Genomic DNA, 13498 nt, shown 5'->3' with positions numbered 1-13498 from the left:
CGCCCTCGGAATCCGTTCCGGGGGCGCTTTTTTTCGGAGATCCCCATGCTTGACGCGACCCGTTTCACCCCCCTGCCCCCGGCCGCCGGCATCGGCTACAAACCGCAGCACTTCGCCGCTTTGATGCAGGATCCCGGATCGGTCAAGTGGCTGGAAATCCATGCAGAAAACTATATGGGCGACGGGGGTCGGCCGCTGGCGCAACTGCGCCACCTGGCCGAGCGGTTCGCGATTTCCGTGCACGGCGTGGGCCTGTCGATCGGCGGCGAAACCCCGCTGGATCCGGACCATCTGGCGCGGTTGAAACACCTGTGCGACTGGCTGCAACCGGCCAGCTTTTCCGAACATCTGGCCTGGTCCACCCATGACAGCGCCTTTTTGAACGACCTGCTGCCCCTGCCCTATACCGACGCGACGCTGACCCGCGTGGGCGACCACATTGATCAGCTGCAAGAGGTGCTTGGCCGCCAGATGTTGCTGGAAAACCCGTCCTCCTACCTGGCCTTTGCCGAAAGCACCTGGTCCGAACCCGATTTCCTGCGCGAAATTGCCCGGCGCACCGGCTGCGGCCTGCTGTTGGACGTGAACAACGTCTTCGTTTCGGCCACCAACCTGGGCTTTGAACCGCGCGCCTATGTCGATGCCTATCCGCTTGATCTGGTGCAGGAAATTCATCTGGGCGGACATGACGAAGATGAAGACGACCACGGTCGCCCGCTGTTGATCGACAGCCACGGCGCCGAGATCGTCGATCCGGTCTGGGCGCTGTATGACTATACCCTTGCGCAAGGCGGTGCACGTCCGACCCTGATCGAATGGGACAACGACGTGCCCGATTTTCCGGTGCTGGAGGCCGAAGCTGCCCGCGCTGCCAAGCACCTCCAACAGGTGCCGGCATGAGCGTTGATCAGACCCAGTTTCGCACCGCAATGCTGGACCCGGCCCTGCCGGTTCCGAACGGATTGACGGATGCCCTGGGCGCCCCCGCCGGTGCTCGGTTCAACGTCTATCGCAACAATGTCGCGGTCAGCCTGACCGAGGCGATGGAAGCGGCCTTTCCCGTCATTCTGAAATTGGTGGGAGAGGAATTTTTTCGCGCGATGGCAGGGGTTTACCTGCGCATTCATCCGCCGAAATCCCCGCTGATGATGCATTATGGCGACGCGTTCCCGGGATTCTTGGAAGGCTTCGAGCCAGCGCAGCACCTGGGCTATCTGCCCGACATTGCGCGCCTGGAGCTGGCGATGCGCGAAAGCTACCACGCCGCGGACGGCACGCCCACAGAGCCTGCCGTGCTGCAATCCCTGCCGCCCGATCGATTGATGACGGCGCGGATCATCCTGGCGCCTGCGCTGCGTCTGGTGCGGTCGAAATGGCCTATCCACGGGATCTGGGCGTTCAACATGCAAGGTGCTCCGCAACCGCAGATGCAGGGGCAGGACGTGCTGATCACGCGGCCCGATTTCGACCCGGTTCTGACCCCGCTGCCCGACGGAGGGGCTGCGTTCATCATCGCATTGCAGCAGGGGCAAAGCTTTGGCACCGCGCTGGGTCTGGCCACCGCGCAGGCCGCGAATTTTGATCTGACCACAACACTGGGCACGCTGATTTCCGGCGCAGCCATCACCAAGATTTCCGAGGGATAAGACGCCATGAACGCCTTGATCACGCTTTATAATTCCGTTGTCGCGCAAGTTGAGCGGCGGTTAGAGGACCAGCTGCCGACCCTCGCCCGCTTCACCTTCGCTGCGACGCTTCTGGTCTACTTCTGGCACTCCGCGACGCTGAAATTCGGCGATGGGCTCGCCGGTTTGTTTTCGCCCTCGCTGGGCGCCTATGCGCAGATATTCCCCGGCGCGATGGAGGCCGCGGGTTGGAACGTCGACAACCTGTCGGGCTTCCACACGCTGGTCGTGCTGGCCGGCACCTGGGCCGAAGTCTTGCTGCCGCTCGCGATCCTGTTGGGTCTATTCACCCGCCTGGCCGCGCTTGGCATGATTGGTTTCATCGTGGTGCAAAGCCTGACCGACCTGTTCGCCCACGGCGGCATTGCCCACGAAGGCACGCTGGGCGCCTGGTTCGACCGGTTTTCCGACAGCCTGATCCTGGATCAGCGCCTGTTCTGGGTTGCGATCCTGATCGTCCTTGTGGTGAAGGGCGCAGGCCCCCTGTCGCTGGATCGCCTGCTGGCGTCGCGGGTCAATACGGGTCTGGCTGCTTAGCGGCGATCGAAAGCACCCCACCCAGCCCGGCCATCGCGATCGGGAACATGGTGAACACGCCATAGCCGAAGGCCCAGAACATGCCGACCGCCGACAGGATCATGAAGATCCCGCCCAGCATTGCCTGCGAGCGTGCCATGGCGCCGCCAGCGATGGCCAGGATCGGCGCGATCAGGCCCAGCGACCGGATCCGGCCAGGGTGATCGACCTGCTCTGCGATGTCCGGCACTTCGCCGAACCAGGCGATGAATTCCGTGTATCCATACCCGAAAAAACCCACCAACATGCCCCAAAGACCGGCGATGATGCCCAATACCAATGCTGCGTTGCGCATGTTTGTCCTCCTGCTCTGAGGGATCAGGTAGGAAGTTCAGCCGGCATTGTCCAGCCATAGGGTCCGGGTTTCCTGACCCCATCCCAGCGTCATTTTTTCGCCGCCCTCGATCACCGGGCGTTTCATCAGCGCGGGATGGGCAAGGATTTGCGCAACCGGCGCGCCGGCGCGCTCATCGTCGGACAACCCGCGCCAGGTGGTCGAGCGCCGGTTCACGATCTCATCGCCGAACGTCTCGAAAAATCGTTCCAGGTCAGAGGTTTCGATGCCATCCGCCCGCACATCGACAAGCGTCACCGCATACCCCGCCGCACGCAGCTCCTTCATCGCCTTGCGACAGGTGTCGCAGTTTTTTAGCCCCCAAAGCCGCATGACAAAGCCCCCCCATTCAACTTTTTCTTGATTTTTTGACCCATAGGTCCAGACTTTCGCGCGTGAGACCAGCTTTTCCAGACGAGCGCCTCCTTTGCAAGGGGCAGCCGGAACTTCTGATACATGGCTGCACCACCCCGTCGCAATGGCGCGTACGGGTTACTGACAAGGGAGATACGGGAATGGCCACTGGCACCGTGAAATGGTTCAATACCACCAAAGGCTTCGGCTTTATCGCACCGGACGGAGGCGGCAACGATGTGTTCGTGCACATCTCGGCGGTCGAACGCGCCGGGTTGACCGGTCTGGCTGACAATCAGAAAGTCAGCTTCGAAATGATCGAAGGGCGCGACGGGCGCCAATCGGCGGGCGAGCTTCAACTGGTCGACTGACCCGGCCTGACAGACAAGAAGACGGCCTCGCATGCGGGGCCGTTTTTCGCTGGCGCTAACAATAAACCTTGCAATCGTCGAGCAATGGCCCCATGTGACCCCTGTGACGACAGATCTATCTACCCGCCTCCTTTTGCTAGCAGTCGGCTTGATACCAAAAAAGACTGCGCTACCGGGCCGCCGCATTCTGTGGGTGGCACACCAAAGGAGATACGGATATGGCCACTGGCACCGTAAAATGGTTCAACACCACCAAAGGCTTCGGCTTCATCGCACCTGACGCAGGCGGCAAAGATGTGTTCGTGCACATCTCGGCAGTCGAGCGTTCGGGCCTGACCGGCCTGGCCGACAACCAGAAGGTTGAGTTCGAGCTGGAAGCAGGCCGTGACGGCCGCGAAAGCGCGACCAACCTGACGCTGGTCGACTAAGCGTTTCTTCCCGCAAGGGAAAACGAAACCCCGTGCAGCTTCGGCCGCGCGGGGTTTTTTTGTGGGTTTTTTGTGCTGGATCGCCGTGTGGGCTCAGGCCCGGCGGCGTTGGTATTCCACCACTTCGCAGCGCGGATCTGCGGCGCGCAAAAGGCTGCGCCCGGTGATCTCCCACGCCTGCTCCGGCACAATCGGGAAGAAGGTGTCGGCCCCCTCGACCTCAAGATCGACCTCGGTGATCAACAGCCGGTCGGCGATCGGCAACAGCTCGCCGTAAACCCGCGCCCCGCCAATACCATAAAGCCGCTGATAGCCCATGCCCTGCGCCGCATGGATCGCCTCGGGAAGTGACGGGAACACGTGCTCGGCCGCAACCCCGCGCGTGGACACGACCAAATTCAGACGATCTTTCAAAGGCTTGAACGGCAGGCTGTCCCAGGTGTTGCGGCCCATGATGATGGCACCGCCCAGGGTTTCACGCTTGAAGAACGCCAGGTCCTCGGGCGCGTGCCAGGGAATGTCGTTGTCCTTGCCAATGGCGCCATTGCGGTCGCGCGCAACGATCAGGGTCAGCATGTCACACCGCCACCGGCGCGGAAATCGCCGGGTCCGGGTCATAGCCGGTGATCTCGAAATCCTCGTATTTGAAATCGAAGATCGAGCTGACATTCCGGTTGATCGTCAGGGTTGGCAGCGCTTTGGGCCTGCGCGACAGCTGCACATCAACCTGCTCCATGTGGTTCGAATAGATATGTGCATCGCCAATCGCATGGACGAAATCGCCCACCTCATAGCCCGTCACATGGGCCAGCATATGCTGCAACAACGCGTACGATGCGATGTTGAACGGCACGCCCAAAAACATGTCCGCCGAGCGTTGATACAATTGCAAATGCAGTTTGCCGTTCAGAATGCGCACCTGCCACAACGTGTGACACGGCGGCAGCGCCATGTCGGGCACATCACCGGGGTTCCAGGCCGACACGATCAACCGGCGGCTGTCCGGGGTTTTGCGAATGTTCTCAACCAGTTCGGCAATCTGATCGACATGACCGATCCCGTCCGGCCCGACCTTGGGAAAGCGGCGCCATTGATGGCCATAGACCGGCCCCAGGTCACCGTTTTCGTCCGCCCATTCATCCCAGATCGAAACGCCGTTGTCCTTCAGATACTTGATGTTCGTGTCCCCGGACAGGAACCACAAAAGTTCATGAAAGATCGAGCGCACGTGCAGCTTTTTCGTCGTCACCATCGGAAAGCCATCGGCCAGCGGATAGCGCGCCTGTAGCCCGAAATATGAGACCGTGCCGGTGCCGGTCCGGTCGGTCGAGACCTCGCCCTTGTCCAGAATGGTCCTCAAGGCGTCGTGATATTGCTGCACGGGCTTCTCCGCTTGTCGGTGGAATCTCTGCCACTGTGTAGCCCATGAAATGGGGCGATGACCACCATATATAGCACCCACTCCCACCCGGGCCTCTACATGGCGTAGCAGCCAAAGAACAACACCCCCCGCGAAAAAGCGTCGCGTGGCCTTGAAACATTGACAGAAACCGCAGGCAATGGATTGATTGCGCAAAACAAATCTAAAAAGAAAAACTGATGAGGCAGAACATCATGAAACGTTTTTTCGGCATCGGGCTTCTTGCCCTCGGTCTGGTCGCCTGTGGCGACACCAACCCGCTTACCAGTCCGCCCCCTCAGGAAAACCCTGATCTTCCGCCGGGCACCCTTAATCCCACCTCGAACTCGGACGTTGAGCGCTATGAAGCGCGCGATGACAACGGCAGCGGGTATGCCGAGTCGATCACCTACAACGCCGGCGCCGATACGTTCTCGGTCGACAACCTGCCCTTTGATGCCGACAACGTCTATGCACGCGACGATGTCGTGCCGAGCCTTGGACCGTTCCGGGTTTATGAAAACGCCGAAGTGTACAATGACGATGTGACCGGCACCCCGATCAACCAGTTGCCGCACAAAGCCCTTTACGGTGTCAGCACCAATGTGAATGGCGATGGTGAGCCGGTGACGGAATTCGCGATCGTGCGGACCGGCGCCTATGTCGGCTTTGGCTTCGGCGGCTTCATGTACAAGCGGTCGGACGGCGTGGTTCTTCCAGACCAGGGCGAAGCAGGCTTCACCGGCGCCTATGCCGGTATTCGTGACTTCCAAAACCAGGGTGGGCTTGAATACACAACTGGCGACATGGACTTGGCCATCGACTTTTCCGACTTCAATTCGGGCGATGCGGTCAGGGGCACGGTAAGCAACCGGGCTATCTTTAACGTGGATGGAGTCGATGTTACGAATTCTGTCACGGCAGCGTTGGGGGTGGCATCTTTGCCCACCCTGCACCTGACCGTCACGGCTGACGCCATTGACGCCAACGGTGAAATCACCGGGTCGGCCTCGTCGGCCTTTGTGAACCTGGGCGGTGCGCTGGAAACCTATGAAGAAGGCAGCTACTACGCCGTTCTTGCAGGCTCAGGTGCTGACATGGAAGTCGCCGGGATCATCGTTGTGACCGGGGAAGACCCGCGCGCTGATGGCGTCATCTTCCGCGAAACCGGCGGTTTCATCCTTTATCGATAAGGACCGCCCGATGCGCTGGGTTCATGCCCTTGCCCTCGCCCTTTGTTTGGCCACCGGTGCCGGCACAGGTGCGCGTGCGGAGATCATCATTCTGACCCCGACCCAGATGGTCGAAGAGGCCGCGCGCGCCGTCGCCGGACATCAACCCCGCGCGGCCTTGACCCTGACCCAGGCCGTCCTGGCCCAGAACCCTGACAATCTGGGCGCACTTCTTCTGATGTCGCGTGCCCTGCGGGACATGGGGCGCAATGACGACGCCCGCGTGGCGGCAAAACGCGCCTGGGCGCTGGCCGAAACGCCCGCACAAAGGTTTCCCGTCGCGCTTCTCATGGCGCAGGCCACCGCCTCGGGCGGAAACCAGACCCTGGCACAGATCTGGCTCCGCCGCGCCGCCCAGAACGCGCGCAGCGACGGCGAACGTGCGCTGGTGCGCCGCGATTTCAACTATGTTCGCGCGCGCAACCCTTGGCGATTTGAAGTCGATTTCGGGGCCAGCCCCAGCTCGAACGTCAACGGGGGCAGCGTCGAGGATACAATCACCCTGTTCGGCCTGCCATTCGATCTGTCACCGGATGCCCAGGCCCTGTCCGGATACCAGGTTCATGGCGCGGTCGACCTGTCATTTCGCATCGCCGAAACCGCACGATCACAAAGCCGGGTCGGGCTTCAAGCCTATGCGCGCGAGACGTGGCTGTCCGACAGCGCCCGCGCCGCCGCCCCGGATGTACCCCCCGGGGCCTATGATTACCAATCCGTCGCACTGACATTTCACCATGACCGCGCGTTGCAAAAACGCGGGCGCAAGCTCTCGTTTTCGGCCAGTATCGGACGGAACTGGTATGGCGGTGTGCGGCTGTCCGACTTTGTCAGCGCGGGGGTTGATCTGCGCCTGCCGGTCGCCCAAAAAGACCGCCTGACCCTGTCCGCCCGCGCCGACCTACAAGACACAGCCTCGGCCGCAACTCCCGCCGTCGCGGTCGGTGATCTGGGGCTGGAGCTTCTGCATCCTACCGGCAACGGCAATGCCATTCGCCTGAACCTGGGCCTGCGCGCCGCGCTGTCAAATGATGTCTTCAGCGAATACCGCCAGGCAAGCTTTGGCGCCGATTACCTGTTGGGCAAGCCGATCCTGGGCACTCGCGTGACCGTTGGGGTCGAAATGGGGCACAAGTCCTATGACGTGTCGCGCTACACTTCGGTCGGGCGCAAGGACACCAGCGTGTCGCTGCGCGCCGACATGACATTGACCCAGGTGGAATACTTCGGGTTCTCGCCGGTGCTGACGCTCGATCACACTCGCATCCGCTCGAACGTGTCGCTCTACACCAGTCAGACCAACAGCCTGGCCCTCGGGTTTCGCTCCAGCTTCTAACCCCTTTTCCTCCGCGCGCCCTCTGATAGGGTGATGGCAAACCACGGGAGAGACCTATGCAAGTCCGATATCTGCACACGATGGTTCGGGTGAAAGACCTGGACGCCACGATCCGGTTCTTCGAGCTGTTGGGGCTCGAAAAAACCCGACACAGCGACTATGAGGCCGGGCGGTTTTCGCTGATCTTCATGGCGCCGCCCGGGCAGCCCGATTGCCCGGTGGAGTTGACATATAACTGGGATGGTGACGACGGGTTGCCGTCGGACAGTCGTCATTTCGGCCACCTCGCCTATGAGGTCGAAGACATTTATGCCATGTGCCAGCATTTGCAGGACAATGGTGTTGTGATCAACCGCCCGCCGCGCGACGGGCGCATGGCCTTTGTGCGTTCGCCGGACAACATCTCGGTCGAGCTTTTGCAGGCAGGCGAGGCGAAGGAGCCAATAGAGCCATGGGCCAGCATGGAAAATACCGGGCACTGGTAGGCGCCGCAGCGCTTGCGTTGACCTGTGGCGTGGTTGGCGCCGCGCTGGCAGATCCCTGCCGCCAGGCGCTGGCGCTGGGGCTGGACGTGTCGGGCTCGGTGAACGAACGCGAATACCGGCTGCAACTGGACGGGCTGGCCGCAGCGCTGGACCACCCAGACGTGGCCAGCGCGATCCTGGCGATGCCCGGCACCCCTGTGCGGGTCATGGTCTTTGAATGGAGCGGCCCGCGTGATCAGCGGCTGTTGCTGGACTGGACGCCAGTGCCTGACAGCGCGACGCTGGCCCAGCTGACCGCAACCCTGCGCGGCACAACGCGCACACCTGCGAACCCGTCGACCGCTTTGGGCACCGCGATAATCTGGGGCGCGCAAAAACTGGCACAGCAGCCTGATTGCTGGAAGCGCACGCTGGACATTTCTGGGGACGGCAAATCGAACACCGGCCCGCGTCCACAGGACGTGGCCGATCAGCCGGTTCTGGCCGGGATCACGGTGAACGCGCTGGTGATCGGCTCGGACACCCCAGGCGGCGGCGTGCGCACGGGTGAGATCGGCGATCTTGAGACCTATTTCCGCAGCCTCGTCATCCGCGGCCCTGCCGCCTTTGTCGAAGTGGCCGAGGATTTCGCAGATTACCAGGCCGCGATGATCCGCAAACTTCTGCGTGAGGTCGAAGGCATGGCCCTGTCTCAGACCCTGCCCGACGCTCAGTAAATATAACGGATCTGGTCGGTCCAATAGCGTTCGACACGTTTCAGGGAGGAGTTGATCTCTTCAATCCCCTCTGGCCCCAAGACACCCTTGCCTTGCAGCCCTTCAGCGTGGCGTTCGAACAGCCCCGCCACCACGTCGCGAATACCACGCCCTTTTTCGGTCAGGCGCACCCGGACTGACCGACGATCAATCTCGCAGCGTTGATGGTGCATATAGCCCATCTCGACCAGTTTCTTGAGGTTGTAGCTGACGTTCGAACCCTGGTAGTAGCCGCGCGATTTCAATTCACCCGCCGTCACTTCGTTCTCGCCGATGTTGAACAGGAGCAGCGCCTGAACGGCATTGATCTCCAACACGCCAACCCGCTCGAACTCATCCTTGATCACATCCAGCAGCAGCCGGTGCAATCGTTCGACCAGGGCCAGGGCATCAAGATACTGCCCCACGAACCCCTTGTTCGCGATCTGCCCGATAGGGGAATGCATACTCATTCGTTTCTCCGCCTTTATCCGTGCAAGGGACATTGGGGGAGGAATCAGAACATTCAGTTAAATGCGACCGGAAATTGTAGAAAAGTTTTCCGGTCAGCGCGCGCCAGCGTGCTGCGCGATGTCCTCGATCAGCGCGGCAAAACGGTCCGGCGCGCCAATCTGGCCCGTGACCCATTGATACAGATCCTGATCATTTTCGTTCAGAAGCGCATCGTAAAGCGTGAGCCCCGCGTCATCCATCGCCGCAAGGTGCGCGTCACCGTAGGCCGACAGGATAATATCCATTTCCTTGATCCCACGCCGCATCGAGCGCATCGCCAGGCGTTTCAGGCGGTGTTCGTGGGTTTCGGACCCAGCACTCACAGCGCGCCCCTCTCAAGAGTTTTACGCAGGGCCTTCTCCAGGCGCCCCAGCTTGTCGGCACTGGCCGTGATCTGGGTCTTCAGACTGCGCACCTCCAGCAGGATGTCCTTGACCTCAGGCGTCAGAGCCCGGACCTCTTCGGGTTCGTCGACGCCGTCCCCTTCGCCGGTCAACAGCCACATCAGCGACACGCCCAGCACGCCCGACAGCATCTGAAGCTTGTTGGCGCGGGGTTCGGCCAGGTCGTCCTCCCAGCCCTTCACGGTCTTGAGCTTTACCCCCAGACGGCGCGCCAATGCCTCCTGGCTCATCCCCTCGGCCTCGCGCGCCCCGGCCACCCGGTCGCCAAAAGTTGCCGTGTCGTTGGAATACCAGCCGTCGTCGTCCATATCGCTTCCAATCCTGCTTGATCGCCTTCGCGGCGCACCCTAGAACTTTCATGACACAGTTACAAACAGGGGCGAACCATGACTTTCCTATCTGCGACACTTGAGCGTGTGAAACCATCGCCGACGATCGCCGTTTCGACCCTGGCGGCCGAGCTGAAAGCAGCCGGGCGTGATGTGATTGGCCTGGGCGCGGGGGAGCCGGACTTTGACACGCCGCAAAACATCAAGGACGCGGGCAAGGCGGCGATTGATGCGGGCAAGACGAAATACACCGCGCCCGACGGGATGCCCGAGCTGAAACAGGCGATCTGTGACAAGTTCACGCGCGAAAACGGGCTGAGCTATGCGCCCAACCAGATTTCGGTCGGCACCGGCGGCAAACAGATTCTGTATAACGCCCTGATGGCCACGCTGAACCCGGGGGACGAGGTGATCATCCCCGCGCCTTACTGGGTCAGCTACCCGGACATGGTGCTGCTGGCCGGCGGCGAACCTGTGGTGGTCGAATGCCCGCTGGAGACCGGGTTTCGCATGACGCCGGAGCAGCTGGAGGCGGCGATCACGCCCAAGACCAAGTGGCTGATCTTCAATTCGCCCTCGAACCCGACTGGCGCAGGCTATAGCCGCGATCAGCTCAAGGCGCTGACGGATGTGCTGATGCGCCACCCGCATGTCTGGGTGATGACCGACGACATGTACGAACACCTGGCCTATGACGATTTTGAATTCTGCACCCCGGCGCAGGTGGAGCCGGGCCTGTATGACCGGACCCTCACCTGCAATGGCGTGTCCAAGGCCTATGCAATGACCGGCTGGCGCATCGGCTATGCTGGCGGGCCGGTCGAGCTGATCTCGGCAATGCGCAAGATCCAGTCGCAATCGACCTCGAACCCCTGTTCGGTCAGCCAATGGGCGGCGGTTGAGGCCCTGAACGGGCCGCAGGATTTCATCGCGTCGAACAACGAGATGTTCGTGCGCCGCCGTGACCTGGTCGTGGACATGCTGAACGCCGCCGAGGGTCTGGAATGCCCGGTGCCGGACGGGGCGTTTTATGTCTATCCGTCAATCCAGGGCTGCATCGGCAAGACCAGCGCGGGGGGTGTTGTGATCGACAATGATGAGACCTTCGCCAAGGCGCTGCTGGAGGAAAAGGGCGTGGCCGTTGTGTTCGGCTCGGCCTTCGGACTCAGCCCGAACTTCAGGGTCAGCTATGCAACCTCGGACAATGCCCTCAAGGAAGCCTGCACACGCATCCAGGATTTCTGCACAACTTTGAGCTGAGGCTGGCCTGAACAGCCCGGCCCTGTTAGGGTCGGGCAAACACTGCGCTTCCAGAACGGGCCTGCCTGATGAGCACCGACCTTCCCGAATATTACTTCCGCGTTCGCGAAAACGGCGCCTTCGTGTTCCGCGTGGACACCGAGAACCGCCAGCGTCGCATCGACATGGACCAGATCGCGGTGGTGAACATCAAGAACGGCGAGGTGAAGCCGCATGGCGACCGCATCCTGTCCGAAGCGGACAAGACCGCGATATTGGGTTGGATGGAGGACCGCCGCGCGGTGCTGGCCGCGCGCGATATCGATGACATCCTGCGCACGGTGGATCACCTGAACCTGACCACGCATTGGGCACAATCGCGCGCCTTGGACGAGGATTTGGAAACGGTCACCGACGCGTTGCTTCTGGCCATGCACGACCTGCGCAGCGTTCTGGTGCGCAAGAAGGCAGATCGGCTGATGAAGGGCTGACCCCGCGGACGGGGCACTCCCGCCAATCGTTGCCTGCCTTCGGCAGGTTGCCTCTTGTTGGGCCGGGCGCCGCTGCGCGGCGGGATTTCAGGCCTCCGGCGGGGATATTCCAGGAAAGATGAAACGCCACGATTGTGCCGCCATGACCCTTTGCCCCGGGCAACGGGGTGGGTGGGTGGGCGTTGCCCGGGGGCAAAGGGTCAGCCTGCGATCCGGGACGATTTGCGCCAGAACCGGGTCATCATCAGGATGCCGGCCAGCAGCAGCCCCATCACCAGTCCCATCCAGACACCCACACCACCCCAGCCCCAGGTGATGCCCATCGCATAGGACAGGGGCACGCCAACGATCCAATAGCTGACCGCGGCAATCACCATCGGCACGCGCGTGTCCTGCACCCCGCGCAACAGGCCCAGCGCCATCACCTGTGCTGCATCGGCAAACTGGAACAGCGCCGCCACCGCCAGAAGGCTCGCGCCCACGGTCAGGATTGCGTCGCGCAGGGGTTCATCTGGGTCCAGGAACACCCCCATCATCGGGCCGGGTATCGCCAGGAACAACACCACCGCCACCAGGGCAAAGACCAGTGACAGCGCGATGATTGTCCCTGCCCCGCGCCTGAGCCCAAGCTCATCGCCCCGCCCCAGCGCGCGCCCCGCGCGCACGGTGGCCGCGTTGGACAGGCCCACATGCACCATGAAAAACAGCGATACGATCTGGATCGCAATGCCATGGGCCGCGAGCTCCAGCGTGCCGATCCAGCCCATGATTACCGTCGAGGCGGAAAACAGCCCCGCCTCGGCCAGCGAGGTCAGGCCGATTTGCGCGCCCATGCGCGCGACTTCGCCCAGCGCTTCCCAATCCGGGCGCCAGATGCGGGTAAACAGCCCGTGTTGCGGCAGCACGCGCACCGCATAGATCGCCAGCGCAACCATGCTGACCAGCTGCAGGACGACCGAGGCGATCGCCGCGCCGCGCACGCCCAGCTCCGGTGCACCCCAATGGCCGAAGATCAGCGCATAGTTCAGAACGCCATTCAACAGCGCGGCCACCAGCGTGGTCCACAACACCACCCGCGCACGCTCCAGCGCCGCAAGGTAGCTTTTCAGCACCATCACGATGAGCGCCGGGAACAGCCCCCAGCCCGCGATGCGCAAATACTGTTGCGCGATCTCCGACAGCTCGGGGTCCTGTCCCATTGCGGTCAGGATCGGGGCCGAGAAGAACAGGAGCGGGAACACCGCGATGCCCACGCCCACGGAAATCCACATCCCCATGCGCGTCACACGCCGCACGCGGGTGTCGTCCCCGGCCTCGCTGGCCGCGGCGACCATCGGCATCACCGCCCAGGCAAAGCCTGATCCCATGATGAAGAGGATGAAAAAGAACGTGCCCGCCAGCGTCACCGCCGCCAGCTCCTGCACCCCGTACCAGCCCAACATCAGCGTATCGACGACATGCACCATGAACTGCGCCAGATGGCTGCCGATCAGGGGCAGGCCCAAGGCCAGGGCCGCCTTCAAATGTCCGCGATATGTCAGGTCCTGGCGCATCCCATAACCGATAGGCCACGCGCTCTGCGGCGTCCAGC

At 62.1% G+C, this 13498-nt stretch carries 19 protein-coding genes; 11 read left to right on the top strand and 8 right to left on the bottom strand.

The annotated features are described in order from the left end of the window. The first annotated feature begins 45 nt into the window (after positions 1-45). From bufB to MN188_RS00595, 3 genes are read left to right on the top strand one after another with little or no spacing between them, the layout of a single operon-like run. On the top strand, positions 46-900 hold the full coding sequence (bufB, locus tag MN188_RS00605; protein ID WP_242104853.1) for an MNIO family bufferin maturase: 855 nt from the start codon (positions 46-48) through the stop codon (positions 898-900). After that, the gene (locus tag MN188_RS00600; protein ID WP_242104852.1) at positions 897-1646 is read left to right on the top strand and encodes an HvfC/BufC N-terminal domain-containing protein; all 750 of its coding nucleotides are present in this window, start codon (positions 897-899) and stop codon (positions 1644-1646) included. Before bufB ends, MN188_RS00600 begins: the two co-directional genes overlap by 4 nt. Before the next feature lie 6 nt (positions 1647-1652). After that, positions 1653-2222 carry a DoxX family membrane protein gene (locus MN188_RS00595; protein WP_242104851.1) on the top strand — a complete coding sequence of 190 codons (570 nt, stop codon included), beginning with the start codon at positions 1653-1655 and terminating at the stop codon, positions 2220-2222. Here MN188_RS00595 and MN188_RS00590 read toward each other — a convergent pair. Both MN188_RS00590 and MN188_RS00585 read right to left on the bottom strand, forming a co-directional pair. Continuing rightward, complete coding sequence (locus MN188_RS00590) at positions 2200-2556, bottom strand: hypothetical protein (RefSeq protein ID WP_242104850.1); 357 nt, start codon at positions 2554-2556, stop codon at positions 2200-2202. The two genes, MN188_RS00595 and MN188_RS00590, sit on opposite strands and share 23 nt — an antisense overlap. Before the next feature lie 36 nt (positions 2557-2592). Then, positions 2593-2928 (bottom strand): arsenate reductase family protein, encoded by a 336-nt coding sequence (locus MN188_RS00585; protein ID WP_242104849.1) that lies wholly within the window; start codon positions 2926-2928, stop codon positions 2593-2595. Positions 2929-3110: 182 nt separating this feature from the next. Here MN188_RS00585 and MN188_RS00580 point away from each other — a divergent pair, with 182 nt between their 5' ends. After that, a complete protein-coding gene (locus MN188_RS00580; protein WP_242104848.1) occupies positions 3111-3320 on the top strand; it encodes a cold-shock protein in 210 nt (69 codons plus the stop codon). A gap of 218 nt (positions 3321-3538) precedes the next feature. Further along, positions 3539-3748 (top strand): cold-shock protein, encoded by a 210-nt coding sequence (locus MN188_RS00575; RefSeq protein ID WP_242104847.1) that lies wholly within the window; start codon positions 3539-3541, stop codon positions 3746-3748. A 93-nt stretch (positions 3749-3841) separates the two neighbouring features. Here the strand turns inward: MN188_RS00575 and MN188_RS00570 are convergent, their stop codons facing one another. Next, positions 3842-4324: a dihydrofolate reductase gene (locus tag MN188_RS00570; protein ID WP_242104846.1), complete on the bottom strand. Its 483-nt coding sequence runs from the start codon at positions 4322-4324 to the stop codon at positions 3842-3844. Between the two features lies 1 nt (position 4325). After that, positions 4326-5129 (bottom strand): thymidylate synthase, encoded by an 804-nt coding sequence (locus MN188_RS00565; protein WP_242104845.1) that lies wholly within the window; start codon positions 5127-5129, stop codon positions 4326-4328. Between the two features lie 233 nt (positions 5130-5362). Between MN188_RS00565 and MN188_RS00560 the strand changes: the two genes are divergently transcribed. Genes MN188_RS00560 through MN188_RS00545 form a run of 4 tightly spaced genes read left to right on the top strand, consistent with a single transcriptional unit; the run spans position 5363 to position 8913 of the window. After that, positions 5363-6340, top strand: coding sequence for a hypothetical protein (locus MN188_RS00560; protein WP_242104844.1), 978 nt, complete (start codon positions 5363-5365; stop codon positions 6338-6340). A gap of 10 nt (positions 6341-6350) precedes the next feature. Then, positions 6351-7712: a tetratricopeptide repeat protein gene (locus MN188_RS00555; RefSeq protein ID WP_242104843.1), complete on the top strand. Its 1362-nt coding sequence runs from the start codon at positions 6351-6353 to the stop codon at positions 7710-7712. 56 nt (positions 7713-7768) lie between these two features. Then, positions 7769-8197 carry a VOC family protein gene (locus tag MN188_RS00550; protein WP_242104842.1) on the top strand — a complete coding sequence of 143 codons (429 nt, stop codon included), beginning with the start codon at positions 7769-7771 and terminating at the stop codon, positions 8195-8197. Beyond that, complete coding sequence (locus MN188_RS00545; RefSeq protein ID WP_242104841.1) at positions 8164-8913, top strand: DUF1194 domain-containing protein; 750 nt, start codon at positions 8164-8166, stop codon at positions 8911-8913. The genes MN188_RS00550 and MN188_RS00545 overlap by 34 nt, the downstream gene beginning before the upstream one ends. Here MN188_RS00545 and MN188_RS00540 read toward each other — a convergent pair. The 3 genes from MN188_RS00540 to MN188_RS00530 all read right to left on the bottom strand — a co-directional run bounded on the left by MN188_RS00540 (position 8907) and on the right by MN188_RS00530 (position 10156). Beyond that, a complete protein-coding gene (locus MN188_RS00540) occupies positions 8907-9404 on the bottom strand; it encodes a MarR family winged helix-turn-helix transcriptional regulator (RefSeq protein WP_242104840.1) in 498 nt (165 codons plus the stop codon). The two genes, MN188_RS00545 and MN188_RS00540, sit on opposite strands and share 7 nt — an antisense overlap. A 93-nt stretch (positions 9405-9497) precedes the next feature. Next, entirely contained in the window at positions 9498-9719 is a 222-nt protein-coding gene (locus MN188_RS00535; protein WP_242107310.1) for a succinate dehydrogenase assembly factor 2, read from the bottom strand. A 44-nt stretch (positions 9720-9763) separates the two neighbouring features. Then, positions 9764-10156: a helix-turn-helix domain-containing protein gene (locus tag MN188_RS00530; protein WP_242104839.1), complete on the bottom strand. Its 393-nt coding sequence runs from the start codon at positions 10154-10156 to the stop codon at positions 9764-9766. A gap of 78 nt (positions 10157-10234) precedes the next feature. Here MN188_RS00530 and MN188_RS00525 point away from each other — a divergent pair, with 78 nt between their 5' ends. Together MN188_RS00525 and MN188_RS00520 are read left to right on the top strand one after the other, a co-directional pair. Beyond that, complete coding sequence (locus MN188_RS00525; RefSeq protein WP_242104838.1) at positions 10235-11437, top strand: pyridoxal phosphate-dependent aminotransferase; 1203 nt, start codon at positions 10235-10237, stop codon at positions 11435-11437. Positions 11438-11505: 68 nt separating this feature from the next. After that, positions 11506-11907: a hypothetical protein gene (locus MN188_RS00520; RefSeq protein ID WP_242104837.1), complete on the top strand. Its 402-nt coding sequence runs from the start codon at positions 11506-11508 to the stop codon at positions 11905-11907. Positions 11908-12107: 200 nt separating this feature from the next. On the opposite strand, the gene MN188_RS00515 is transcribed toward MN188_RS00520, so the two are convergent. Next, positions 12108-13460 (bottom strand): MATE family efflux transporter, encoded by a 1353-nt coding sequence (locus tag MN188_RS00515; RefSeq protein WP_242104836.1) that lies wholly within the window; start codon positions 13458-13460, stop codon positions 12108-12110. Between the last annotated feature and the right edge of the window lie 38 nt (positions 13461-13498).

This window comes from Aliiroseovarius subalbicans (genome assembly GCF_022678625.1).
Lineage (GTDB): Bacteria > Pseudomonadota > Alphaproteobacteria > Rhodobacterales > Rhodobacteraceae > Aliiroseovarius_A > Aliiroseovarius_A subalbicans.
The sequence above is the reverse complement of the archived record's forward strand: the minus strand, read 5'-3'. Positions and strand labels throughout refer to the sequence as shown.